This is a genomic window from Streptomyces sp. NEAU-sy36 (assembly GCF_013423905.1).
In the GTDB taxonomy this organism is placed as follows: domain Bacteria; phylum Actinomycetota; class Actinomycetes; order Streptomycetales; family Streptomycetaceae; genus Streptomyces; species Streptomyces misionensis.
Genome location: NZ_CP058977.1, coordinates 8,341,751 through 8,364,717 on the forward strand (window position 1 = coordinate 8,341,751; position 22,967 = coordinate 8,364,717).

At 72.6% G+C, this 22,967-nt stretch carries 22 protein-coding genes and 1 pseudogene; 11 read left to right on the forward strand and 12 right to left on the reverse strand.

All coding sequences use genetic code 11. The features are described 5' to 3' along the window. The first annotated feature begins 95 nt into the window (after positions 1 to 95). Positions 96 to 446 carry a GntR family transcriptional regulator gene (locus tag HZZ00_RS36790; protein ID WP_070024375.1) on the forward strand — a complete coding sequence of 117 codons (351 nt, stop codon included), beginning with the start codon at positions 96 to 98 and terminating at the stop codon, positions 444 to 446. Continuing rightward, positions 443 to 1,444, forward strand: coding sequence for a DUF1648 domain-containing protein (locus tag HZZ00_RS36795; RefSeq protein ID WP_257585572.1), 1,002 nt, complete (start codon positions 443 to 445; stop codon positions 1,442 to 1,444). The genes HZZ00_RS36790 and HZZ00_RS36795 overlap by 4 nt, the downstream gene beginning before the upstream one ends. On the opposite strand, the gene HZZ00_RS36800 is transcribed toward HZZ00_RS36795, so the two are convergent. From HZZ00_RS36800 to HZZ00_RS36810, 3 genes are all read right to left on the reverse strand, one after another. Next, positions 1,420 to 2,232: a hypothetical protein gene (locus HZZ00_RS36800; protein ID WP_257585573.1), complete on the reverse strand. Its 813-nt coding sequence runs from the start codon at positions 2,230 to 2,232 to the stop codon at positions 1,420 to 1,422. The genes HZZ00_RS36795 and HZZ00_RS36800 overlap by 25 nt on opposite strands. Before the next feature lie 197 nt (positions 2,233 to 2,429). Then, complete coding sequence (locus HZZ00_RS36805; RefSeq protein ID WP_180330313.1) at positions 2,430 to 2,939, reverse strand: hypothetical protein; 510 nt, start codon at positions 2,937 to 2,939, stop codon at positions 2,430 to 2,432. 86 nt (positions 2,940 to 3,025) lie between these two features. Further along, the gene (locus HZZ00_RS36810; RefSeq protein WP_180330314.1) at positions 3,026 to 3,427 is read right to left on the reverse strand and encodes a peptidase inhibitor family I36 protein; all 402 of its coding nucleotides are present in this window, start codon (positions 3,425 to 3,427) and stop codon (positions 3,026 to 3,028) included. Positions 3,428 to 3,835: 408 nt separating this feature from the next. Between HZZ00_RS36810 and HZZ00_RS39135 the strand changes: the two are divergent. The 6 genes and pseudogenes from HZZ00_RS39135 to HZZ00_RS36840 form a co-directional block, all read left to right on the forward strand. Then, positions 3,836 to 3,970 (forward strand): annotated as a pseudogene (locus tag HZZ00_RS39135) (WXG100 family type VII secretion target); the annotation flags it as partial. A gap of 169 nt (positions 3,971 to 4,139) precedes the next feature. Further along, positions 4,140 to 4,451, forward strand: coding sequence for a WXG100 family type VII secretion target (locus HZZ00_RS36820; protein ID WP_180333331.1), 312 nt, complete (start codon positions 4,140 to 4,142; stop codon positions 4,449 to 4,451). Then, positions 4,451 to 6,391: an RNase A-like domain-containing protein gene (locus tag HZZ00_RS38955; RefSeq protein WP_257586040.1), complete on the forward strand. Its 1,941-nt coding sequence runs from the start codon at positions 4,451 to 4,453 to the stop codon at positions 6,389 to 6,391. The genes HZZ00_RS36820 and HZZ00_RS38955 overlap by 1 nt, the downstream gene beginning before the upstream one ends. A gap of 16 nt (positions 6,392 to 6,407) precedes the next feature. Continuing rightward, positions 6,408 to 7,145 (forward strand): hypothetical protein, encoded by a 738-nt coding sequence (locus HZZ00_RS36830; protein WP_180330315.1) that lies wholly within the window; start codon positions 6,408 to 6,410, stop codon positions 7,143 to 7,145. Next, positions 7,146 to 7,445, forward strand: a complete 300-nt coding sequence (locus tag HZZ00_RS36835) for an RNase A-like domain-containing protein (protein WP_180330316.1) — start codon at positions 7,146 to 7,148, stop codon at positions 7,443 to 7,445. It begins immediately after the preceding gene. Between the two features lie 22 nt (positions 7,446 to 7,467). Next, positions 7,468 to 8,136 carry a contact-dependent growth inhibition system immunity protein gene (locus HZZ00_RS36840; protein ID WP_180330317.1) on the forward strand — a complete coding sequence of 223 codons (669 nt, stop codon included), beginning with the start codon at positions 7,468 to 7,470 and terminating at the stop codon, positions 8,134 to 8,136. A gap of 114 nt (positions 8,137 to 8,250) precedes the next feature. Here HZZ00_RS36840 and HZZ00_RS36845 read toward each other — a convergent pair whose 3' ends face one another. The 3 genes from HZZ00_RS36845 to pdhA are packed head-to-tail and all read right to left on the reverse strand — an operon-like array spanning position 8,251 to position 11,883. After that, positions 8,251 to 9,639: a dihydrolipoamide acetyltransferase family protein gene (locus HZZ00_RS36845; protein ID WP_180330318.1), complete on the reverse strand. Its 1,389-nt coding sequence runs from the start codon at positions 9,637 to 9,639 to the stop codon at positions 8,251 to 8,253. Positions 9,640 to 9,650: 11 nt separating this feature from the next. Continuing rightward, entirely contained in the window at positions 9,651 to 10,628 is a 978-nt protein-coding gene (locus tag HZZ00_RS36850) for an alpha-ketoacid dehydrogenase subunit beta (RefSeq protein ID WP_070024386.1), read from the reverse strand. A 1-nt stretch (position 10,629) separates the two neighbouring features. After that, the gene (gene pdhA, locus HZZ00_RS36855) at positions 10,630 to 11,883 is read right to left on the reverse strand and encodes a pyruvate dehydrogenase (acetyl-transferring) E1 component subunit alpha (protein ID WP_180330319.1); all 1,254 of its coding nucleotides are present in this window, start codon (positions 11,881 to 11,883) and stop codon (positions 10,630 to 10,632) included. A gap of 430 nt (positions 11,884 to 12,313) precedes the next feature. On the opposite strand from pdhA, the gene HZZ00_RS36860 reads away from it, so the two are divergent. Further along, positions 12,314 to 13,351 carry a phosphotransferase gene (locus tag HZZ00_RS36860; protein ID WP_374028506.1) on the forward strand — a complete coding sequence of 346 codons (1,038 nt, stop codon included), beginning with the start codon at positions 12,314 to 12,316 and terminating at the stop codon, positions 13,349 to 13,351. 13 nt (positions 13,352 to 13,364) lie between these two features. Here HZZ00_RS36860 and HZZ00_RS36865 read toward each other — a convergent pair whose 3' ends face one another. Beyond that, on the reverse strand, positions 13,365 to 14,996 hold the full coding sequence (locus tag HZZ00_RS36865) for a protein kinase (RefSeq protein ID WP_180330321.1): 1,632 nt from the start codon (positions 14,994 to 14,996) through the stop codon (positions 13,365 to 13,367). Positions 14,997 to 15,340: 344 nt separating this feature from the next. Between HZZ00_RS36865 and HZZ00_RS36870 the strand changes: the two genes are divergently transcribed. Beyond that, positions 15,341 to 16,984 (forward strand): protein kinase, encoded by a 1,644-nt coding sequence (locus tag HZZ00_RS36870; protein WP_180330322.1) that lies wholly within the window; start codon positions 15,341 to 15,343, stop codon positions 16,982 to 16,984. A gap of 62 nt (positions 16,985 to 17,046) precedes the next feature. On the opposite strand, the gene HZZ00_RS36875 is transcribed toward HZZ00_RS36870, so the two are convergent. After that, positions 17,047 to 17,589, reverse strand: a complete 543-nt coding sequence (locus HZZ00_RS36875; RefSeq protein WP_070024393.1) for a bacterial proteasome activator family protein — start codon at positions 17,587 to 17,589, stop codon at positions 17,047 to 17,049. Positions 17,590 to 17,770: 181 nt separating this feature from the next. Here HZZ00_RS36875 and HZZ00_RS36880 point away from each other — a divergent pair, with 181 nt between their 5' ends. After that, on the forward strand, positions 17,771 to 18,430 hold the full coding sequence (locus tag HZZ00_RS36880; protein WP_180330323.1) for a hypothetical protein: 660 nt from the start codon (positions 17,771 to 17,773) through the stop codon (positions 18,428 to 18,430). A gap of 28 nt (positions 18,431 to 18,458) precedes the next feature. Here the strand turns inward: HZZ00_RS36880 and HZZ00_RS36885 are convergent, their stop codons facing one another. From HZZ00_RS36885 to HZZ00_RS36900, 4 genes are read right to left on the reverse strand one after another with little or no spacing between them, the layout of a single operon-like run. Next, positions 18,459 to 19,439 carry an NAD(P)H-quinone oxidoreductase gene (locus tag HZZ00_RS36885; RefSeq protein WP_180330324.1) on the reverse strand — a complete coding sequence of 327 codons (981 nt, stop codon included), beginning with the start codon at positions 19,437 to 19,439 and terminating at the stop codon, positions 18,459 to 18,461. 55 nt (positions 19,440 to 19,494) lie between these two features. Further along, positions 19,495 to 20,634, reverse strand: coding sequence for a TrkA family potassium uptake protein (locus tag HZZ00_RS36890; RefSeq protein WP_180330325.1), 1,140 nt, complete (start codon positions 20,632 to 20,634; stop codon positions 19,495 to 19,497). Further along, complete coding sequence (locus HZZ00_RS36895; protein WP_180330326.1) at positions 20,622 to 21,989, reverse strand: molybdopterin molybdotransferase MoeA; 1,368 nt, start codon at positions 21,987 to 21,989, stop codon at positions 20,622 to 20,624. Before HZZ00_RS36895 ends, HZZ00_RS36890 begins: the two co-directional genes overlap by 13 nt. Further along, complete coding sequence (locus HZZ00_RS36900) at positions 21,986 to 22,876, reverse strand: molybdenum cofactor guanylyltransferase (protein ID WP_257586042.1); 891 nt, start codon at positions 22,874 to 22,876, stop codon at positions 21,986 to 21,988. Before HZZ00_RS36900 ends, HZZ00_RS36895 begins: the two co-directional genes overlap by 4 nt. Between the last annotated feature and the right edge of the window lie 91 nt (positions 22,877 to 22,967).

Consider the following 22,967-nt stretch of genomic DNA (forward strand, 5'->3'; position numbering starts at 1 on the left):
GGCGGGCCCTTTCCGCTGCCCGGACCCGGGCGGGGCCCGGGAGGATCCGGCCGGAGTGCCACGATGAAGCGAATGGTGCTAGCTTCATTAGCACCATGCTGCTGCATCTGGACACCACCGACACCCGCCCCCTGCACGAGCAGGTCGCGGCGGCGATCCGGCGGGCCGTCGCGGAGGGCGAGTGCCGCGCGGGCGAGCGCCTGCCCTCGGCCCGCGACCTCTCCACGGCCCTGGACATCAACGTCAACACCGTCCTGCGCGGCCTGCGCGAACTGCGGGACGAAGGCCTGCTGGAGTTCCGCCGGGGCCGGGGCATCACCGTCGCCGAGGGCGCCGCGGCCCCCCGCTCGGGCCTCCAGATCAAGGTGCGGGAACTGGTCGCGGAAGCCTCCCGGCTGGGATACAGCCGGACCGATCTCATCGACATGATCCGGGGGTTGTCATGACGGACGGACACGACGGAGGGCTCGGCCGGCACCGCGCCGCGCCCTGGGTGCTCGCCGGCGCTACGGCGGCCGTGGCGGCGCTGCTGGCCGTGCTGCCCTGGACCCAGCGGGACCGGCTTCCCGACCGGCTGGCCACCCACTGGAGCGGCGGCTCGGCGCCCGACGGCTCGATGCCGCTGTGGCAGGCCTGCGCGTTCCCCACCGCGGTCTGGCTGCTCATCGCCCTCGCCGTGAGCGTGCGCCGGCGCCGCGCCTGGGCCTCGACGCGCGCCTGGGCCGCGATCGCCCTGGCCCCCGCCGGTGTCGTCCTCCTCGGTGCCCAGGTGTCCATCGTCGGCGCCAACCTCGACCGCGCCGACTGGCACCAGGCCCGGCAGCCGTCCTGGTGGATCGCCGTGACGCTGGCCCTGGCCGCGGTCGCCGGGGTGATCGCCTGGCGGCTGACCGTCCGCGCCGCCTCCGCCGCGCCCCGGGCCGGGACCCCGGCGCTGGACCTGCCGCGGGACGAGCGGCTGGTCTGGTTCTCCCGCGCGGCCAACCCCTGGCTGCAACTGCTGTCCGCGGTCGCCGGTGTGGCCGCCGTGGGCTCGGCCGTGGGACTGGCACTGGGCCTGGCCCCCGCCGGGACGCTCGGGATCGTGTGCGCCTCCTGCGCGGTCGTCGCCCTCGCGGGCACCGTCTCCTCCTCGGTCCGGGCGAAGGTCTCGGAGGCCGGGCTGGAGATCTCCTTCGGCCCGTTCGGCCGGCCCGTCCGCCGCTGGTCCCCCGACGCCCTCGAATCCGCCCGCGCCGAGCGGCGCCTGCCCTCCCAGGTCGGCGGCTGGGGCTACCGCATCAGCGGCCTCGGCACCACGGTCATGCTCCGCGCCGGCGACTGTCTGGTCGTACGGCCCCGGGGCCGGCGCTCCGACTTCGCGGTGAGCCTGGACGACGCGGAACGGGGCGCGGCCCTGCTGAACGCGCTCCGCGCGCGTCAGTCCCGGCCCAGCCGGTCGTAGGTCTCGAAGGTGTACGCGGCGTCGTAGGTCATCAGGTTCCCTTCCGCTGCGGGCAGTGCGAGGCGCCGGTCGAGGACGGTGGTGAGGGGACCGCAGTGTTCGGCGGCGGGCGCGGTGAAGGTGTCGTCATAGGCCGAGAACTCGATCAGCGGCGGGTCCTGGGACACCCAGGTGGACGGGCCCGAGCGCGTCAGCCGGAAGTCCACGGGGGCGCTCGCGCCTATCTCGCAACCGGGCGCCAGCCGCGGGCCGAGGAGGCGGAAGCGGAGGCTGAACCGGCCGGTGTAGAAGTCCGAACGGCCGCCGTACTCGGGCTGTATCGCGAGGTGCCGGACGGGTCCGGGGCCTGCGGGCAGGGCGGTCGGCGTGGTGTGCATCGCTCCCCACACCTGCCCGTCGCCGCCGTCCGGCAGGGGGCCCTCGGCGTGCGTCATGGTGATCGGGGCGAGCTGCACGGACACCGCGCCCATGGTCAACCTCGGTGCGGCCGTGTGCACTTCGCATCTCCAGCGGGCCGGGTCGACGCCGTCGGGAAGGGCCGGGCAGTCACGGAAGCCGGCCTCGGGCACCGGGGTCGCGGCGGAGGCGAATCCGGCGGACGGCAACGCCGGTGACGGGGACGTGACGGCCAGAGGAGTGGTGGGCGGGGACGCGGCCGGGAGGGGCGCGGAGTAGGCGGCACCGGGAGCGCAGACCGCCGCCGTACCGGCGAGGACGGCGGCGCCCACGAGGACGGCGGCGCGGCGAGCGGAACCCGAACGGGGCCCGGCTGCGGGGGATTTCGTCATGGCACCAGCGTGCCGTCCGCGATCACATCCTCACCATCCGTGACTTCCCTGGCGGAACCCTGATCCGCCCCTGAGTGACCGTCAGGGACGGGCCGCACCGGCGCCGCCGGTGGCCGTGGTGAGCGCCGCCGCACGGTGAGGCCCCTGCCCGTGTGTCGCGCACGGACAGGGGCGGCTGGTGGGCCGTGCCAGGACGGTCAGGCGCTGCCGTTGTAGTAGGTGACGTCCCAGTGCAGGGCGCCCTTCTTGGGCTTCTCGTAGGCGTAGACGTTGCCGTTGGCCGACTTGTAGAGCTTGGCGCCGTCACCGCGCGTGCCCGCCGAGCGGAAGTGCTTGCGGATGTAGGTGTCCAGGCAGTTGGTCACGTGCAGGTCGACCTTGTAGCCGTTGTCGTGGCGGTACTTGCCCGTCCGGCTGTGGCCCTTCTCGGTGCCCGCCGTGACCGTCACCGCGCAATGACTCGTGCGCTTCAGGGCGATGACGCCGGAGACGGTGGTGCGGCGAATGCCCGTGAACGACGTGCACCTGCTGTCGTCGCGGTTGTCGCAGTGCCCGGACGAGGTCCAGGACACCCCGTGGGCCCGGAACTCCTTGGCCGCCTGGGCGTGGGTGTACGTCACCGGTGCGACGGCGGACGCCGGCGCGGTCGCGGCCAGCGGCAGGCCGAGCGCGGCCACGAACACGGTGGCGAGGGCGGAACTACGCAAACCAGTCACCTTTTTCCTTCGCGTTCCTTCGAGGAAGCTCTTCGCCGGGAGCGGTCCAGCGGGCGGGTACGGCTCGACGACGGCTGTCAGCACGCCCACTTGTGGGACCGCAGGTACGTGCCGACGCCCTTGAGGTTGGCGCGCCGGCCGCTGGTCAGGCAGAACATCTTCGTGCCGCCGTAGTCGGCGGCGGTGTACGCCGAGACCGGCGCGCCGGACTCGCCGTGGTTGTACGCCGACTGCACGCGGGTTCCCCTGGCCCACTTGCAGGTCCGGGACCCGGCGAGCCAGTCGGCGTCGTCGACCCGCCACTCGCACCGCTGCCCCGTCCCGTTGTCACCGCTCCACACGCAGAACAGGCCGTGCGCGCAGTCGTTGTACGAGGTGGCGGGCGCCGCCTGGGCGGCGGGGGTCAGACAGGCGGCGGACATGGCCACGGTGGCGAACAGCACCGTGAGCCCACGGGGCCGGCCGGATTGCGTCGTCATCGAACCTCCGGAGCGAAGAGCGGAACTGCGCCTGGAGCCGGGCACCCGGCTCCGGCAAGGAGAACTCTGGTCACCGTCCGGGAGCGCTGAGAAGGCGTGCCGGACGGGCGCGTGAGGTGTGCGCCGGGGGTGCGTCCCGCCGGCGCTCCCCGGAGCCCGCCGGGCATGCTCCCGATTCACCCGCGAGGAGGAGGGGAGGTTGACGGCCGGAGGCGCCAACGCGGCGCTCGGACCAGGCCACTTCCGGTGAGACCGCCGTAGAATGACTCCATCGGTGGGCCACTGGTGCCGCCGATGACGGGGGGTACGACCATGAGCACTCGACGGACCGGGCAGGAGCACGGGCAAGGCGCCGACCTGCATGTCTCGTCCCAGGACCTCACCAAGCTGGCGAACGACCTCGGTCATATGCAGGACCACCTCGACCAGCAGGTCGGACGCATGGACGAACTGGTCGACCGCATCGAGGCCGGCTGGCAGGGCCCGGCGGCGAGGGCGTACCGGGAGTTCCACCGGGCGGCGGCGGAGGATGCCGTGCGGATCCGGGAAGTGATGAAACAGCTGGAGGAGGCCGTGCGGTTGAGCCGCGACGGCTTCAGTTCCGACGATCTCCAGGTGCTCGAGCACATGCGGCGGATCCACATCGACATCGACAGCCGCTCCGGGACGCCGGACAAGCCGCTCTGCCACGGTTACCGACACAAGGGGGATCATGTCTGCCGGTTCCGCCGACGACCACATCACCGTCTCGTTCTCCACCCTGCACGAACTCGCCTCCGACCTGGAGGACATCCTCAAGCAGCTCAACGGCCGGCTGGAGGACCTGTTCGACCGCGTGGAGCCCGTCGTCCTGTCCTGGAAGGGCGAGGCCCGCGAGGTGTTCGTGCAGAAGCTCGACGAGTGGGACCGCTCGGCCCAGGACCTCCAGGCGGCCCAGAAATGGCTGCACGCGTACGTGACCACCGGCCACGCCAACTACGCGGCGGCGCACCGTGCGGTACTGCGCGGCTGGGGAGCGGCCTGATGGCAACCCCGCCCCCACCGCAGCCGTCTCCCTCCACCACCCCCTCCGCGAACCCGAACCCTCCGGACGAGCCGAGCGAGCCCAAGCTGCCGTCTCCCAGCCCCGGCCCGTCCCCGGACCCGAACTACAAGCCCCCTCCGCCGCCGCCCACCGGGGCCGACGGCCGGCCGTCGGACGCCCGCCGCAAGTGGGAGCGGGAGCAGCTGAAGCAGCCCGCGCCGGGCAGTGACGGCAAGGGTTTCCACATCGAGCCCGGTCACGTGTACTACACGTCCGCCCTCATCCGTGACGAACAGTTCACCTTCCACAAGGCGGCCATACAGCTGGTCGAGGACGTGCACCACCGGCAGGCGGCCGGGAAGGGATCGGGCGCCGACGACTTCGCGAAGGCCTACGACGAGGTCGCCAAGCTGTTCCTGGAGGTCTGGGCGAAGGCCGTGGCCAGCATCGGCGGGGTCGCCGTCGGGCTGACCCTCACCGCGAACAACTACGTGGCGGCCGACTGGTCGTCCCGCGGCATCTTCGGGCCGCCCCCGCGCAGGGATCCTCCGATCGGCGTGGGCAAGGCGTCCTACGGCCCGGTCGCCTCGATCAAGTGGACGGGCACCGGCGACGGCACGGACGTCCCCATCCTGGGCGCGATCGGCGAAGTACCCGACTTCCTGGCGGATCTGATCAAGCCCGCCATCGAGGAAGGCCTGCGGCTGGGCAAGACCGCCGAGATCACCCCCGGGGCCGAGACCGACGACCTGCGCAGCATCGGGAACGCCTGGGAGGCCGCGGGCAAGGCCGCGCAGAAGTCCGCCGACGCGTTCACCGGCTGCGTCGCGTACCTGACCGACGGCGGCAACAGCGATTGGCAGGGCGCCATGAACGCGTTTTGCCAGTCGATCTGGGGCACCACCGCGTGGGGGCGCAGCTGGAAGCCGGACGGCGGCTTCATGGGCCCGGGGGACACCGGCGGCCGGGACTGGCGCACCAATCCCTCGGTGGCGCCGTCTGCCCGCCGCCCCATCATCGACGTCCTGAAGAAGACCGGCGACGAGATGAAGACGGCGTTCCACGACGCGGCGACCGCCGCGGAGAAGTGCCGGAAGATCACCGAGCACCTGGCCACCGAGGCGGCCAAGGCGACGGTCAAGGACCTGACGCCCGACGGCTTCAGCTGGGAGGAGTTCACCAAGTTCGCCGCCATCGCGACGTTCGGCAAAGTGGTCGCCGTCTTCCGCTCGCACATGGACAAGTCCGGCGCCGACAAGGCTGTGGAGGACTGCCACAAGGCGTTCCACGAGCAGGCGGCCAAGCTCAGGGCGCTCATCCCCGAGCTGAACGAGGCGTCGCTGAGCGCTCCGACGTTCGTGGCGGAAGAGGCGCGCGCGGAGGCGTTCGGCGCACGCTCGCTCAACGACTTCAAGAACGAGCACAAGTGGAGCACGCCGGGTGACGCGGACCACGGGGTCTACAAGGTGGATCTCGCCTCGACGGAGTGGATGCAGAACTCGCACACCGTCACCAAGCATGTCGGTCTGACGGACGAGCAGTTGGCGCAGCGGTTGCGGGACGAGCTGAAGAAGCCGCCCCGCCCCGGAACGGACTGGCCCTATGGGCAGCCCATGGTCGGGGAGGCGTCGACCTTCACCGACCTGGAGTCCGCGCAGAAGATGACGCAGTACAACATCGACCAGAACTCCAAGCAGATCAGCGAATGGATAGCCGCGCAGAAGGAAGAGGAGCCCGGTAAACGGAAACGCCTGGACATCAGCGTTCCCAATACCCCGTACGGAGACAGCGGCCGGAGCATCAGCAAGACGGAGCTCAAGAGCGATCCCTTCCCGGCGGACAAGGCGAGGAATGTGCAGGGCGTCGAAACACGTCTCGTGTACAACGAGGATCTCGATCCCCCGTTCACCGTCATGACCTCGATGCCGAAGAACCTCTGAGAAGTAGGATGAGCGCATGACAAATCCGGGATCCGTGGATTACTGGAGCCTTGAGGGCGCCCGCGTGCTCCTGTCCCCGTACGACCGGTGGGGCACGGGAATTCCCGACGACCCCGCCCAATGGCAGTCGCGGCTGTTCCCCCTCATCCGCGGAATGCGGAATGCGGAACAGGACGGCGGCCGAAATCTCCGCGAGATCGCCGCCGAACTGCGCGTGGCCGCGGACCTCTTCGACGCCGACCCGACGCACGAGGCACTCGGTCGCATTCCCCGTGCGGAGACCGAGGACCGCACGCCCCGGGTGCTCCGGGAGATCGCCGAGCATCTGGTGAGCGGGAAATGGCGGTCCGGTGAAGACGTCCCCCTGACCACGGGCGAGCTGCGGCTGCGCTTCCCGCGCTTCTCCCAGATCCTGCCGGTCTACTGGGGCCAGGACGGCGTCGCGATCAGCGACGGGATGCAGGACTCCTCCGTGGAAGACGGAATCCGCATGTTCATCGAGGAGACGCACCCGCAGTGCCCGTGGCAGCTGCCGAGTGTCGTGTCCGAGTGCTACCAGGCCCTCGCGCTCTTCCACACCGAGGACCAGCTGGACATGTTCTTCTCCCTGGAGGGGATGGGCGGCGGGTCGGGCAGCGCGGACTTCCTCGACTTCTTCCCGCTGCTCGCCCGGCACTGCATCGAGCACCTGAGGGAAGCCCACTCGCCGCTGTGGACACCCGGCCAGGACCGGCCGAGGGGGGACGCCGGCTAGATGCGCACCCGATCCGCCACCTACCCCGACCGGGAAACCGCCCAGTGGGCCACCCAGCAGGTCGTCACCGCCAATGAGCAGCTCATTCACCGCTGGCTCGCGCAGTCCACGCGGGCGCGGTTGACGATCGAGGCGGCCTGGCCCGCGCGGCAGGAGCCGGTCGGGCGGGTGTTGTTGCAGGCGATGATGCTGGCGGGCCGGGAGCCCGTCGAGGCGCGGGCCGCCCGGGTGGTCCTCAGGAGGGACCCCGCGCGCCCGCACGGGTTCGCCGTGCACGCCACCTTCCCGATCCATCTGTAGCGACCCGTAGAGGCTGACCACCGTGCCCCTGAGCCCCCTCGAACACGACCGCCGGTACGGCGAACTCGACCAGGTCATGCGCGCCTACCTGGGGCAGCCCGCCGACGACACCCCGGAGCAGGCCGGTCGGGCGCTCACCGCCTACCTCCGGCACACCTGGCACAGCCGGCCCTGGGCCCTCGCCGTCGCCGAGCGGCAGTTGCGGGAGTACGCCGACAACCCGCCCGGACGGCTTCGGCTGCGCCTCGGGGAGTTCTACGCGATTCCCGACGTCGGGCTGGACCAGGGCGAGATCCAGTCCTGGCTGCGCTGCCTCGCCGACCACATCAGGGCGAGCATCGAGACCGGCGAGGTGCCGGCGCCCGCGGCGCCCGTCACCCACTGGGAGTGGCACGCCCGGTTCCCGGAACTCGGGCAGTTCCTCGGGGGATGGTTCTCCCAGGACATGCCGGACGAGTTCGACGACCACCACGCCGCCGTCGAGGACTACCGGCGCACCACCGACCCGCAGCTCGTCGCCCGCCTCGCGGGCGAGCTACAGGAACTGCTCGCGCTGGACCTGGACGAGTCCGACTACGCCCTCGCCGTCGCGGAACTCGGCATGGAGGTCGACCCGCCGGCGCCCTACTCGCCCAGCGGCTGGCTGGCACTCGTCGCCGGACAGCTCGCAGCGCCCGCGGGCGGGAACTGAGCCACGCGCTTCGGGACCGAGCCGCGCGCCCCGGGGCCGAGGCCGCCGCACCACAGGACAGGGCCGCGCACCCCGACCGGGTGCGCGGCCCTTGTCACGGCCTCCGCTGGGCCGTCACGCCCAGGTGATCAGCCGCTTCGGCTGCTCCAGGATCGCCGCCACGTCGGCGAGGACCTTGGAGCCCAGCTCGCCGTCGACCAGGCGGTGGTCGAAGCTCAGGGCCAGGGTCGTGACCTGGCGGGGCTTGACCTTGCCCTTGTGGACCCAGGGCTGGAGCTTGATCGCGCCGATCGCGAGGATCGCCGACTCGCCGGGGTTGAGGATCGGCGTACCGGTGTCGACGCCGAAGACGCCGACGTTGGTGATGGTCACCGTGCCGCCCTGCATCGCCGACGGGGAGGTCTTGCCCTCGCGCGCCGTGGACACCAGCTCACCGAGCGCGTCGGCCAGTTGGGGCAGCGTCTTGTCGTGCGCGTCCTTGATGTTCGGCACGATCAGACCGCGCGGGGTGGCCGCCGCGATGCCCAGGTTGACGTAGTGCTTGACCACGATCTCCTGGGCCGCCTCGTCCCAGGACGCGTTGATGTCCGGGTTGCGCTTGATGGCGACCAGCAGGGCCTTGGCGATCAGCAGCAGCGGATTGACCCGCCGGCCCTGCATCTCCTTGTCCTGCTTCAGCTCCTCGACCAGCTTCATGGTGCGGGTCACGTCCACCGTCACGAACTCCGTGACGTGCGGCGCCGTGAACGCCGAGCCGACCATCGCCGCCGCCGTCGCCTTGCGCACACCCTTGACGGGGATGCGGGTCTCCCGGGCGCCGTCGTACGTCACCACGGGGGCGGGAGCGGCGGCCGGAGCGGCGGGGGCCGCCACCGGCTCGGGCGCGGCCACCGGCGTGGCCGCCGCGTGGACGTCCTCGCGGGTGATGACGCCGTCCGGGCCGGACGGGGTGACCGTCGCCAGGTCGACGCCGAGGTCCTTGGCCAGCTTGCGCACCGGAGGCTTGGCCAGCGGGCGGGAGCGGTCCGCCACGGGGGCGTGGCCGTTCAGCTCGGCCTGGACGGCCTCGGCCGGCGCCGGGACGGTGACCTCGGGGCCCTTGCGGGGGCGGCGCTTGGTGGAGGACGTCGACACGCCGTAGCCCACCAGGACCGGCTGGCGGCCCTCGGCCTTGGGCTCCTCGGCGGGCGCCGCGGGGGGCGCCGACACCTCGGGCTCAGCGGGCGCCGGGGCCGGGGCTCCGCCCGCGACCTCCACCGTGATGATGGCGGTGCCCACGTCGACCGTGGTCCCCTCGGGGAAGCGCAGTTCGCGGACCACGCCGTCGTAGGGGATGGGCAGTTCGACGGCCGCCTTGGCGGTCTCGACCTCGCACACCACCTGGCCGTCGGTGACCGTGTCGCCCGGCTGGACGTACCACTTGAGGATCTCGGCCTCGGTCAGGCCCTCGCCCACGTCGGGCATCTTGAACTCGCGTACGGACGCGTCCGTCATCGTCGTCACGACCCTCTCCCTCAGTACGCCAGCGAGCGGTCGACGGCGTCGAGCACGCGGTCCAGGTCCGGCAGGTACTCCTCCTCCAGGCGGGCCGGCGGGTACGGGGCGTGGTAGCCGCCGACCCGGAGCACCGGGGCCTCCAGGTGGTAGAAGCAGCGCTCGGTGATCCGGGCGGCGATCTCCGCGCCGGAACCGAAGAACACCGGGGCCTCGTGGACCACGACCAGGCGGCGGGTCTTCTCCACCGAGGCCTGGACGGCGTCGAAGTCGAGTGGGGAGACCGAGCGCAGGTCCAGGACCTCCAGCGACTTGCCCTCCTCGGCGGCCGCGGCGGCGGCCTCCTGGCAGAGCTTCACCATCGGACCGTACGCCGCCAGCGTCAGGTCGGTGCCCTCGCGGACCACCTGCGCCTTGTGCAGCGGGGCGGGGATGGCCTCGACGTCCACCTCGGCCTTGTCCCAGTAGCGGCGCTTGGGCTCGAAGTAGATCACCGGGTCGTCGCTCTGGATGGCCTGCTGCATCATCCAGTAGGCGTCCGAGGCGTTCGAGGGGCTGACGACCTTCAGGCCGGCCACGTGCGCGAACAGGGCCTCGGGGGACTCCGAGTGGTGCTCGACCGCGCCGATGCCGCCGCCGTAGGGGATGCGCACCACGACGGGCATCTTGACCTTGCCCAGCGAGCGCGCGTGCATCTTGGCGAGCTGGGTGACGATCTGGTCGTAGGCCGGGAAGACGAAGCCGTCGAACTGGATCTCCACCACCGGCCGGTAGCCGCGCAGGGCCAGGCCGATCGCGGTGCCGACGATGCCGGACTCGGCGAGCGGGGTGTCGATGACCCGGCTGTCGCCGAAGTCCTTCTGGAGGCCGTCCGTCACCCGGAAGACGCCGCCGAGCTTGCCGACGTCCTCACCCATGACCAGGACCTTGGGGTCGGCCTCCAGGGCGCGGCGCAGCGACTCGTTGATGGCCTTGGCCATCGCCATCTTCTCGGCCATCTCAGTGACCCCCTTCTGCGTCCGCGAACGACGCCTGGTAGGCGGCGAACTGGGCCCGCTCCTCGTCGACGAGCGCGTGCCCGTCCGCGTACACGTTCTCGAAGATGGCGAAGTGGTCCGGGTCGGGCATGGCGCGGACCGCTTCGCGCACTCGCTTGCCCAACGCCTCGGACTCGGCCTCGAGTTCCTCGAAGAATCCCTCGTCCGCGTGGTTCGAGGCCTCCAGGTAGCGGCGAAGGCGCAGGATCGGGTCCTTGGCCTCCCACGCCTGGCGCTCCTCGTCGCCGCGGTAGCGGCTGGGGTCGTCGGAGGTGGTGTGGGCGCCCATGCGGTAGGTGAACGCCTCGACCAGGGTCGGGCCCTCGCCGTTGCGGGCGCGCTCCAGGGCCCACTTGGTGACCGCCAGGCAGGCGAGCACGTCGTTGCCGTCCACGCGCACGCCCGGGAAGCCGTAGCCCTGGGCGCGCTGGTAGAGCGGCACCCGGGTCTGCTTCTCGGTCGGCTCGGAGATCGCCCACTGGTTGTTCTGGCAGAAGAACACCACGGGCGCGTTGTAGACCGCGGAGAAGGTGAAGGACTCGGCCACGTCGCCCTGGCTGGAGGCGCCGTCGCCGAAGTAGGCGATGACCGCCGAGTCGGCGCCGTCCTTGGCCACGCCCATCGCGTAGCCGGTGGCGTGCAGCGTCTGGGAGCCGATGACGATCGTGTACAGGTGGAAGTTGTTGCCGTTGGGGTCCCAGCCGCCGTTGTTCACACCGCGGAACATGCCGAGCAGATTGGTCGGGTCCACCCCACGGCACCAGGCGACGCCGTGCTCGCGGTAGGTCGGGAAGACGTAGTCGTCCTCGCGGGTGGCGCGGCCGGAACCGATCTGGGCGGCCTCCTGGCCGAGCATCGAGGCCCACAGGCCCAGCTCGCCCTGGCGCTGCAGGGCGGTGGCCTCGGCGTCGAAACGACGGGTGAGCACCATGTCGCGGTAGAGGCCGCGCAGGTCTTCGGGGGTGAGGCCGGCGACGTAGGAGTCGTACTCGGCGTTCTTGACCCGCTTGCCCTCCGGCGTCAGAAGCTGCACGAGAGCGGGCTCGGTGCTCTTACCGGCGCCGGCGCGCGCGGTGCGCGGGGCCCGGGTGGTGCTGGTGGTGCGCTTGGCGCCGGTGGCTCCGGACGTCGTCCCGGCGGTGCCGGTCTTGCTGCCGGTGGTGCCGGCTTTGCCTGCGGCGCTGCGCTTGCGCGCGGCACTGCTGTCCACGGTCACGTGTGCTCCTCCGTCGTTCCGGCCCCCGGGGTTGCCGGTAGGCCAGTGCGGCTCACCTGTTTCGACCACCGGGCACGGGGTGGGTGCCACTCGGCCGGGAACAGGCGTGACAGGTGCCCCGGCGAGCGCCCTGCAACCATTACGTTACCCAGTGCTCCACAATTCTGTGAAACCCCACCTGACCTGCGATTTTGCTTGGATTTCCAAGTAAATCGAGATGGTGCGGAAGCGTGCTGGTCACAGCCTTGTGGCAAGGCCGGAGCACCCGCACGTTATCCCGCTCACCCAGGTGACGGGAAGAGTTCGCGGTGGATACCGGAATACACGTGTGCGTTCACGGCGGTACACCCTGTGACCGAATGCGATCAGCGCTGACTTCCTGTGACAATGCCCAGCTCACAGGCCTTTTCGGTGCCCTAGCATCTCCGGCGTGCCGCGCCCTTGTGTACCACCCCCCGTGCCCCCGGTGGGCGCCCTTCTACGCCTTTACGACACCGCGGGTACCGCTGTGGCCTGCGAACCGGTCGACCAGGGCCTGCTCAATCGCGGCTACCGGCTGTGCACCACGCGCGGCCGCTATTTCCTCAAGCACCACTTCGATCCCGACACCGCCGACCCGGCCGCCATCGAACGCCGGCACCGGGCCACCCAGCGCCTGGCCGACCTGGGCGTCCCGGTCGCCGTGCCGCTCGCGCACCGCGAGGGCCGCACCGTCGCCGTGATCGGCGGCCACGCCTACGCCCTGCACCCCTGGATCGACGGCGGGCACCGCGACGGCGGCCAGCTCACCCGCTCGGAGAGCGCCCGTCTCGGGGCGCTGCTCGGCGCCGTGCACGCCTGTCTGGAGCGCGTGATGCCGCCCAAGGGGCGCACCCGCCCGGCCACCGGACCGCATCCCGTGCAGAGCGCCGATCCCGCCGACACCTTCGACCTCATCGGCCGGCTGCTCGCCCGGGTGCGCCGGCACCGTCCCGCCGACGCCTTCGACGCGCTGGCCCGGCACCGGCTGCTGGAGCGGCGCGCACTGCTGGAGCGGCACGCGGACCGGCGCCCGCCGCCCGGCGGACCGGTCGGCTGGGTGCACGGCGACTTCCACCCGTTCAACCTGCTCTACAGGGACGGCGCCCCCGCGGCCATCGTGGACTGGGACCGGCTCGGCGTGCAGCCGCGCGCCGAGGAGGCGGTACGCGCCGCCGCGATCTTCTTCGTCCGCCCGGAGGGCACACTGGACCTGCCGAAGGTGCGGGCGTACGCCCGCGCGTACCGGCGCGCGGCCGGCGCCACCTCCGGGGAACTGACGGCGGCCGTGCACCGGGTGTGGTGGGAGCGGTTGAACGACTTCTGGATGCTGCGCTGGCACTACGAGCGCGGCGACACCCGCGCCGACTGCCAGTTCCCGGCCGCCTCCGCGCTCGCGGTGTGGTGGACCCGGCAGTACGACGCGGTGTGCGAGGCGTTCACCCGGTGACCGGCGGCGCCGCTCAGCCGGTGGGCAGGCCCGCCCCGCCGGCCGACAGGCCGCCGTCGTTGGTGGTGCCGCCGCCGTTGGCGCCCGCGTCCGTGCCGCCGTCCGAGCTGCCGGCGTCCGTGCCGCCGTCGCCGGTCCCCGCGTCCGCGCCGCCGCTCGACGGGTCCGCGGGCTGCGAGGCCGTGCTCTGCGGGGCGGTCGGCTGGCCGCTCTGGCCGGTGTTCTGCGGCTGCGACGGGGTGTACGACGGCGTGTACGACGGCTGTCCCCAGCCCGACCCGGAACCGGTGTCCGACCCGTTGTCGGTGGTGGTGTCCGTGGGCCGCCCGGTGCTGTCGTCGGTCGGGCTCGCGGTCTCGGAGTCGTCCTTGGTGCTCTTGGTGTGCGTCGCCGGCGGCTTGGTGTCGGTGCCGGAACCGCCGCCGGTGTCCGTGCCCTTGACCGCCAGTGCCACGCCCGCCGCGATGGCGATGACCGCGAGCACGGCGAGGATCCACAGCTTGCCGCGGCCGCTGCCCTTGTTGCCGTGGCCCTCGAAGCCGCCGTCGTCACCGCTGCCGTAGCCCTGCGGCAGCAGGGGCTGCGGGATCTGGGCGGTGCCGGCGCCGTCCATGGAGTGCGGCATCACGGTCGTGCCCGCGAAGCCGCCCGCGGGGGTCTGCCGGGCGTCGTGCGCGGTCACCGGGCCGGTGTTCCAGGTGCCCGTGTGTCCGCCCTGGTCGTACAGCATCTGCAGGCCGTACTGGACCAGGCCGCGCATCTCCTCGGCCGTCTGGAACCGGTCGTCCGGCTCCTTGGCGAGCGAGCGCATGACCAGGCCGTCCAGCTCCGGCGGGCAGGCCTGAAGGACCTGCGACGGCGGCACCGGCGTGTCCTGCACGTGCTGGTAGACCACCGACAGCGGGGTCTCACCGGTGAACGGGGGCCGCAGCGCGAGCAGTTCGTACAGCAGGCAGCCGGTCGCGTACAGGTCGGAACGGTGGTCGACGGCCTTGCCGAGCGCCTGCTCCGGGGAGAGGTACTGGGGGGTGCCCATGACCATGCCGGTCTGGGTCATCGTGGACTGCGCGCCGTGCAGGGCGCGGGCGATGCCGAAGTCCATCACCTTGACGGCGCCGCTGTCGGTGATGATCACGTTCGCCGGCTTGATGTCGCGGTGCACGATGCCGTGCTGGTGGGAGTAGGCGAGCGCCTCCAGGACACCGGAGACGATGATCAGCGCCTGCTCCGGGCCCGGCGCCTCCGCGTTGATCAGGAGATCGCGGATGGTGCGGCCCTCGACCAGCTCCATGACGATGTACGGCACGGACTGGCCGTTCACGACGTCCTCACCGGAGTCGTACACCGCCACGATCGCGTGGTGGTTGAGTCCGGCGACCGACTGTGCCTCACGTGTGAAACGGGCCTTGGAGACGGGGTCCTCGGCCAGGTCGGCGCGGAGCAGCTTGACCGCGACCGTACGGCCCAGACGGACGTCCTCGGCGGCGAAGACCTCGGCCATGCCGCCGCGGCCGAGCCGGTGCGTGAGCCGGTACCGGCCGTCGCCGACGAGCCCTCCGTTGCCCCACGTCTCCGGCGCGTCCGACATGCCGCCGCCAGACGCCTCGGGGTCGGACGGGCCCTGGGCGCGCTGCGTCTGTGCCATCAGTCCTCGCCGTCGTTTCTGCCCGCGGTGCGCGCGGTGTTGTCACGGTCTCCGTCGGCCACGCTACAGCCTCCGTGGGGGCCACCGGTCCGGAACCGGAACCGGGACCAGCCAAGCGACGGACCGGCCATGAAACCCCCAGCAAGGGCCGTCGTGCAAATTGTGTGTGCCGGTCGTACACCCCCTGTAACGCTTGCGCGACGCTTCTTGCGCGTACGGTCACGGAACGGGCACCGAGCTTGACGTGTCCGGGGCCTGGGGCAGACTTGGCCGGGAATGACACATTCGATCAAGGCCCGCGCGATGAGCCAGGGCATCCGACGGCCGACGGGGGACGCGGAAAGATGAGCCAGGACGGCGCACACGGCCGGTACGCGGGGCAGGCGCTGGCCGGTGGCCGCTACCAGCTGCGCGACTTGCTCGGCGAGGGCGGCATGGCCTCCGTGCACCTCGCGTACGACTCCGTGCTGGACCGTCAGGTCGCGATCAAGACACTTCACACCGAACTCGGCCGCGAACAGGCCTTCCGCGAGCGCTTCCGCCGCGAGGCACAGGCCGTGGCGAAACTCACGCACACCAACATCGTCTCCGTCTTCGACACGGGCGAGGACGACCTGGGCGGCCTGGCCACGCCGTACATCGTCATGGAGTACGTCGAGGGCCGCCCGCTCGGCTCCGTGCTCGAAGAGGACATCCGGCAGTACGGCGCCATGCCCGCCGACAAGGCGCTGAAGGTCACCGCCGACGTGCTGGCGGCGCTGGACATCAGCCATGAGATGGGGCTCGTCCACCGCGACATCAAGCCGGGCAACGTGATGATGACCAAGCGCGGTGTGGTCAAGGTCATGGACTTCGGCATCGCCCGCGCCATGCAGTCCGGTGTGACGTCGATGACGCAGACCGGCATGGTCGTCGGCACCCCGCAGTACCTCTCGCCCGAGCAGGCCCTCGGCCGTGGCGTGGACGCCCGCTCCGACCTGTACTCGGTCGGCATCATGCTGTTCCAACTGGTCACCGGGCGGCTGCCGTTCGACGCGGACTCCCCGCTGGCCATCGCGTACGCGCATGTGCAGGAGGAGCCGGTCGCGCCGTCCTCCGTCAACCGCTCGCTGCCCCCCGCGGTGGACGCGCTGGTCGCCCGCGCGCTGCGGAAGAACCCGAACGAGCGGTTCCCGACCGCCGACGCCATGCGCGAGGAGTGCCTTCGGGTCGCCGCCTCCTTCCAGGCGGCGGCGCCGAGCATCGTGCCCGGCGCGGGTCCGCAGCAGAGCGGCTCGGGAGTCGGCTCCGCGGTCTTCCCGCCGGTCGACCAGGCGCGGCAGACGCCGCCCGGGCCGGTGCAGACGCCGTACCAGCCGGGCCCGTACGGCCCCGGCCAGGGCACCCCCGCCCCGGTCGCGCCCGCCCCGGCCTACGGCTATCCGCAGCAGGCCGGCTACCAGACCCCGCCCGTGGGCTACGGGCCGCAGACCCCGCCGCCGTACGCCCAGACGCCGCACACGTCCGTGCAGGGGGCCGGGCGTGGCTCCGACGGCGGCCGGGGCAACAAGGCCGTGATCATCGGCGCGAGCGTGGTGTCGCTCGCCGCGGTCGCCGGCCTGATCGTGGCGCTGACCGCGAACAGTGGCGGTGACGAGGACACGGGCGGGCGCGGCGGCGCCTCCGCCTCGGCGGCCGCCTCGCACCGGCCGGGCTACCGGGCACCGGACACCACCCGGGTGATCGACAAGACGAAGTGCACGGAGCCGGAGGAGTCCTACGACGACCCCGCCAAGATCCGGCTGCCCGACTTCCGCTACAAGGACATCAACTCCGTCAAGGCGTGCTTCCAGGCGGCCGGCTGGCAGCTGAAGGTCAAGAAGGTGGACGACAACACCTGGGGCGACGGGACCGTGATGGACCAGTTCCCGTCCCAGGGCACGGACGTGAACGCCAAGGACCCGGGCACCATCGAGCTGAGCGTGTCGACGGGCAATCCGCCGCAGTGACGCGCGCGTGAAGAAGGGCCCGGCGCCGGTGCGCCGGGCCCTTTCGCGCGGTCGGGGGGTTATTAGAGGTACGGGCCGCCCGAGCGGCCGCCGGCCGGATGGTCGTCGCCGTCGGGGCCCGTGACGCCCGGCGGGAGCGCCCGGCGCATCTGCTCCAGCTGGGCGCGGGCGGCCATCTGCTGGGCGAACAGCGTGGTCTGGATGCCGTGGAAGAGGCCCTCCAGCCAGCCCACCAACTGGGCCTGCGCGATCCGCAGTTCCGCGTCGCTCGGAGTGGCGTCGTCGGTGAACGGCAGCGACAGCCGCTCCAGCTCCTCGACCAGCTCCGGCGCCAGCCCGTCCTCCAGCTCCTTGACCGAGCTGGCGTGGATCTCCTTCAGCCGCACCCGGCTGGCCTCGTCGAGGGGAGCCGCACGCACCTCCTCCAGGAGCTGCTTGATCATGCTGCCGATCCGCATGACCTTGGCGGGCTGCTCGACCTGCTCCGTCACCGGAGTCTCGCGGGAATCGTCGTTCCCGGTGCCTCCGCCGAGCGCCATCCCGTCCTGGCCCACGACGAGGATCTGGGGATTCTCGGGCGACCGTTCGTTCCTCGGCATCTCCATGCCGCCATTCTCTCGCACCCGCCCACCTCGTCACCGGGGTGCCCCCCGGATCGGCCGATCGTCGGTTTAGACCCGTCGGCCCAATCCGGAATGCCCGGAGAGTCGGTGGATGTGAGGCTGTTCCCGTCGGTTCATCCATCGATCACGGCTCACGCCGGCTGGGCTCCGGGAGGTCACCGACGTGACTCCATGGCTGCGACTCACCCACCGCTCGCTGCGGCTGCTGGTCGTCCTCGCGACGGCCCTGCCCGCCTACGGCGCCGCCACCGCGTACGCCGGCCCCGGCACCCCGCACTCCTCGACGCCCGCGGCACCTCCCCCGTCTCCCTCGTCCTCCGCCTCGGGGCACGCGGGCAGCTCCGGCGACCCGGCCCGCCCGGCGCACGATCACCAGGACGGCCCGGGGCACGAACCCGGTCACGAGCACGACGGTCCGGGGCCCGGCGATCCCCCGCGTCCCACGCACGCCCCGCGGCCCTCCGCCTCCTCGAACCACCCGCCGTCCGAGCCGTCCCGGGCCGGGAGCGGGGCCGGAGAGGGCAGGATGCGCCCGGGCCGGCCGGACGGCCCCTGGGCCGAGGTGGAGGGCGACGACGACCCGGTCGGCTCCGCCGCGGCCCAGCCCGCGGAACCGGAGACCGCCGAGAGCCCCACGTCCGCGGCCTCGCCCCCGCCCCGGGACGCGGGCCTCGATCCCACGGGGGCCCCGCGGGACGCGGCCCGGCAGAGCAAGAACGCGAGCGAGCCGGAGCTGCGGATCCTCCCGCTGGGCAGCGGGCTCGTCCTCATCGGCCTGGGGCTGGGGCTGGCCTTCCTGGGCCTGCGGCTGCGCAGGGGCTGAGCGCCCCCGCGCACACCGGCGGACTCCGTTACGGCGCCAGCAGCAAGACCTTGCCGATGTGGCCGCTCTCCTCGACCACGCGGTGGGCCTGCGCGGCCTCCGGCATCGGCAGCGCCCGGTCCACCACCGGCCGGACGTGCCCCGCCGCGAGCAGCGGCCAGACGTGCTCCCGCACCGCGGCCACGATGGTGGCCTTCTCGCCCAGCGGACGGGCCCGCAGCGAGGTGGCGCTGACGGCGGCCCGCTTGCTCAGCAGCGCCCCGATGTTCAGCTCGCCCTTGGCGCCGCCCTGCATCCCGATGATCGCCAGCCGCCCGTTGACGGCGAGCGCCTGGATGTTGCGGTCGAGGTACTTGGCGCCCATGTTGTCGAGGATGACGTCGGCGCCCGCGCCGCCGGTGGCTTCCTTGATCTCGGCGACGAAGTCCTGCTCCCGGTAGTTGATCAGGATGTCCGCGCCCAGCTCGGCGCAGCGCTCCAGCTTCTCCTTGGTCCCGGCGGTCACCGCGACCTTGGCGCCGAGAGCCTTGGCCAGCTGGATCGCCATGGTGCCGATGCCGCTGGAGCCGCCGTGCACGAGCAGCGTCTCGCCGGGGCGCAGATGGGCGACCATGAACACGTTGGACCAGACCGTGCACGCCACCTCGGGCAGCGCGGCGGCCTGGGCGAGGTCGACGCCCTGCGGGACGGGCAGCAGCTGCCCGGCGGGTACGGCGACCTTCTGGGCGTAGCCGCCGCCCGCGAGCAGGGCGCACACCTCGTCGCCGACGGCCCAGCCGGACACTCCGGGGCCGAGCGCGGCGATCCGGCCGGAGCACTCCAGGCCGGGGTAGGGGGAGGCGCCGGGCGGCGGGTCGTAGAAGCCCTGGCGCTGCAGGATGTCGGCGCGGTTGACGGCACCGGCCACCACCTCGACCAGCACCTCGCCCTCGCCGGGCACCGGGTCGGGGACCTCGTCCCACACCAGCGCCTCGGGACCACCAGGTTCGGGAATCGTGATCGCATGCATGCTGGTGACGCTACTCCCCGAGGGGCCGCGGTGCCGGTGCGCGGGGGCCGTTCGCTCAGTCCGTGGGCAGCGGGCGGATGTGCGGGGTGATCCGGGTGCCCGGGCTGGCGCGGACGATGGTGATGAGCCGGTCCGTGAGTTGCAGGGTGCCGATGGAGCGGTCGTCGTAACCGAGCACGCGGTGGCCGCGGACCACGCTCACCACGAGGTCGTCGATCTCGCGCGGCCGTTTGCCCGCCTCGGCGCGCACCACGGGCCGTTCCACGAGGTCCAGTCCGCTGCCCTGCTGGATGAGGTCTTCTATGACCATGCCTGCGGCGGGGCTGAGGACGGAGAGGCCGAGCAGCCGGCCGGCCGCGCTGGCGCTGGTGATGACGGCGTCGGCGCCGGACTGCCGCAGCAGCGGGGCGTTCTCCTCCTCGCGCACGGCGGCGACGATCTTGGCGCTCCGGTTGAGCTGCCGGGCGGTCAGGGTGACGAGCACGGCGGTGTCGTCGCGCTGCGGGGCGACGATGATCTGCCGGGCCTTGCCCACCTCGGCCCGCTTGAGCACATCGCTGCGGGTGGCGTCGCCCATGACCCCGGCGTAGCCGTCGGCGGTCGCCGCGTCGATCACCTTGGCGCTGGGGTCGACCACGACCACCTGCTCCTTCTTCAGCCCGGTCGCGCACACGGTCTGCACGGCGGACCGCCCCTTCGTGCCGAAGCCGATGACGACGGTGTGCTCGCGCAAGGCGGACCTCCAGCGTTTCAGGCGCCACTCCTCCCGGGTCCGTTCGGTGAGGACCTCCAGCGTGGTGCCGACCAGGATGATCAGGAACAGCACGCGCAGGGGCGTGATGACGAAGATGTTGGTCAGCCGGGCGCTGTCGCTGACCGGGGTGATGTCGCCGTATCCCGTGGTGGAGAGGGTGACGGTGGCGTAGTAGAAGGAGTCGAGCAGATCCACGGAGTCGTCGGCGCTGTCGCGGTAGCCCTCGCGGTCGACGTAGACGACGAGCGCGGTGAGGAGCAGGACCAGCAGCGCCATGAGCAGCCGTTTGGCGACCTGACGGAGGGGGCGTTCCACCACTTTCACGGGAAGTTTCACCCGGTGGGTGGCCGACCGTTCGTCCATCTGGGTGCCGTTGCCCGGGGGGCGGTCGGAATCGGGCGAGGCGGTGGCGTCGTAGTCCGCGTGTTTCACGTGAAACATACCCCGATCCCGGCGACCGCCCAGGGCAGGTCCAGCAGTTCCGCCTCCTCGCCCGGCCGGGCCCCGCCCGGCGGTACGACGGCCAGCGCGTCGGCGGCGGCGACACCGCGCAGCATCGCCGGGCCGTTGTAGTGCAGCGGTACGGCGCGGTCACCGCGCAGCACCACGGGGACGAGCCGGGTGTCGTAGGGGTGCCCGTGCACCGCCTCCGTCAGCGGCAGCGCGTACGGCTCGGGGGCCGGGTGGGCGGCCAGGGTCCGCAGCAGCGGCTCGGCGAGCGTGAGCAGGCCGGAAACGGCCGCGAGGGGGTTGCCGGGCAGCCCGACGAGATGCCGGCCGTCCTGGAGGCGGGCCAGCAGCATGGGATGGCCGGGGCGCACCGCGACGCCGTCCACGAGGAGTTCGGCGCCGATGCGTTCCAGGGTGGGATGGACATGGTCGACGGGCCCGGCGGCGGTGCCTCCGGTGGTGACGATCAGGTCGGCCGAGGATGCGGTGATCGCCTTGCGCAGGGCCCTGGCGTCGTCGCGGACCCGGCGTACGGCGACGACCTCGGCACCGAGGGCGCGCAGCCAGGGCGGCAGCATCGGGCCGAGCGCGTCCCGGATCAGGCCGTCGTGCGGCAGCCCCTCGGTCAGCAACTCGTCCCCGAGGACGAGGACTTCGACGCGGGGGCGGGGGACGACGGTGACGGTGTCGTATCCCGCGGCGGCGGCCAGGCCGAGGACGGCGGGGGTGATCAGGGTGCCGACGGGCAGCAACTGGTCGCCGCTGCGGCACTCCTGGCCGCGCGGGCGGATGTCCTGACCGTGGGCCAGGTCCCGGGTGGCGTGCAGCCGGCCCTGGGTGTCGGTGCGGCCGTGCTCGGTGCGCAGCACGGCGGTGGTGTCGGCGGGGACGCGGGCACCGGTCGCGATGGGCACCGCCTCGCCGTCGGTGAGCGGCGCGGGCTGGGCGTGCCCGGCGAGCACGCCCTCCTCGCGCACCGTCCAGGGGCCGGGTCCGGCGACCGCCCAGCCGTCCATCGCGGAGGTGTCGAAGGAGGGCAGGTCGCCGAGCGCGTCGAGGGGCGCGGCCAGGACCAGGCCGAGGGAGTCGCCGAGCGGGACGGAGACGGGGCCCCGACGGGTGCCCGCGGACCGGGCCGTCCGGGCGGCGCGGGCGGCGATCTCGCGGGCCTCGGGCCAGGAGGCGGCCCGGTGCGGCCCGTCGGTCCGCGCGTCCCGTGTCCCGGGCACCGGGGCCGGGCCGGTGCCGTCGTCCTTGGCTTCCCTCACGAGGGCCAGGGCCTCCTCGACATCGAGGTCGTCGCCGTCCTCCACGGGTGCCCCGCCGCGGAGGCGGGACGCGGTCATCCGGCGTCCGGGGCGCTCGGGCCCCCGTTCCCTTCCCCGGCCCCGCCGGTCTCCCGCGCCTCTTCCTCCCAGCGCAGCGCCAGTGCGGCGGCCTTGCGAGCGGCCTCGGCGACGGCCTCGGGGCCACCCTCGCCCCGGGCCGCGGCGTAGCCGACGAGGAAGGTGGTCAGCGGGGCGGCGGGCCGCGCGACACCGTGCGCGGCGTCCCGGGCCAGGTCGAGCAGGACGTTCATGTCGACGTCCAGGTCGATGCCCAGCTCGTCCTTGACTGCGGAGATCCATTCATCCAACACGTGCCCATGCTCCCTGATGCGCGCCCTGGCGTTGACGATGTCGTCCCAGGTGTCGCAGTCGAAGGACGCGTGCGGGTCCGGAACGCGGGTGAGGCGGAGGGCGCCGGTGAGCCGGCGCAGCGGCAGGCCGGTGAGTCCGTCGTGCGCGGCGGCGAGCGCGGCCAGTTCACGGCGGAGCGCGGCGGTGCGGTAGGCGGCCACCAGCGGCTGGTCGCGGCCGTCCGCGTCGGTGAGCAGTGCGCCGTCGGCGCCGGTCCCGTGGAGCGCGGCCAGCAACCGGCGCAGTGTGGCCGGGCGGAGGAAGGGGAGGTCGGCGGAGAGGACGACGGCGTGCTCGGCCGTGGTGTGCCGCAGACCGGCGGCCAGCGCGGCGACCGGCCCCGCGCCGGGCGGCTCCTCGCGTGCCCAGCGCACGGGCCGGACGGTGGGCCGGGGCGCGGCCACCACGACGGTCGTACGGGCGCCCGCGCAGGCGGCGAGCACCCGGTCCAGCAGTGCCCGGCCGCCGACCCGTACCCCGGGCTTGTCGGCCCCGCCGAGCCGCCGCGCGGCACCGCCGGCCAGCACGACGGCGTCGTACGGGTCGTACGGCACGGGGGTCGTGGCGGCCGCGGTGGCCGGCGGCCCGGCGCCGGTCTCGTCGGCGGTGGCTTTGTCGGTCACTCCCCGAGTATGCGGGCCGGGC

What these genes read in the sequence shown, in the direction of transcription:
- HZZ00_RS36790 (WP_070024375.1), top strand. Translation starts at nt 96, where the DNA reads ATGCTGCTGCATCTGGACACCACCGACACCCGCCCCCTGCACGAGCAG.
- HZZ00_RS36895 (WP_180330326.1), bottom strand. Translation starts at nt 21,989, where the DNA reads ATGACCGCGTCCCGCCTCCGCGGCGGGGCACCCGTGGAGGACGGCGAC.
- HZZ00_RS36850 (WP_070024386.1), bottom strand. Translation starts at nt 10,628, where the DNA reads ATGGCCGAGAAGATGGCGATGGCCAAGGCCATCAACGAGTCGCTGCGC.
- HZZ00_RS36870 (WP_180330322.1), top strand. Translation starts at nt 15,341, where the DNA reads ATGAGCCAGGACGGCGCACACGGCCGGTACGCGGGGCAGGCGCTGGCC.
- HZZ00_RS36865 (WP_180330321.1), bottom strand. Translation starts at nt 14,996, where the DNA reads ATGGCACAGACGCAGCGCGCCCAGGGCCCGTCCGACCCCGAGGCGTCT.
- HZZ00_RS36800 (WP_257585573.1), bottom strand. Translation starts at nt 2,232, where the DNA reads ATGACGAAATCCCCCGCAGCCGGGCCCCGTTCGGGTTCCGCTCGCCGC.
- HZZ00_RS36875 (WP_070024393.1), bottom strand. Translation starts at nt 17,589, where the DNA reads ATGGAGATGCCGAGGAACGAACGGTCGCCCGAGAATCCCCAGATCCTC.
- HZZ00_RS36885 (WP_180330324.1), bottom strand. Translation starts at nt 19,439, where the DNA reads ATGCATGCGATCACGATTCCCGAACCTGGTGGTCCCGAGGCGCTGGTG.
- HZZ00_RS36820 (WP_180333331.1), top strand. Translation starts at nt 4,140, where the DNA reads ATGTCTGCCGGTTCCGCCGACGACCACATCACCGTCTCGTTCTCCACC.
- HZZ00_RS36795 (WP_257585572.1), top strand. Translation starts at nt 443, where the DNA reads ATGACGGACGGACACGACGGAGGGCTCGGCCGGCACCGCGCCGCGCCC.
- HZZ00_RS36810 (WP_180330314.1), bottom strand. Translation starts at nt 3,427, where the DNA reads ATGACGACGCAATCCGGCCGGCCCCGTGGGCTCACGGTGCTGTTCGCC.
- HZZ00_RS36830 (WP_180330315.1), top strand. Translation starts at nt 6,408, where the DNA reads ATGACAAATCCGGGATCCGTGGATTACTGGAGCCTTGAGGGCGCCCGC.
- HZZ00_RS36890 (WP_180330325.1), bottom strand. Translation starts at nt 20,634, where the DNA reads ATGTTTCACGTGAAACACGCGGACTACGACGCCACCGCCTCGCCCGAT.
- HZZ00_RS38955 (WP_257586040.1), top strand. Translation starts at nt 4,451, where the DNA reads ATGGCAACCCCGCCCCCACCGCAGCCGTCTCCCTCCACCACCCCCTCC.
- HZZ00_RS36835 (WP_180330316.1), top strand. Translation starts at nt 7,146, where the DNA reads ATGCGCACCCGATCCGCCACCTACCCCGACCGGGAAACCGCCCAGTGG.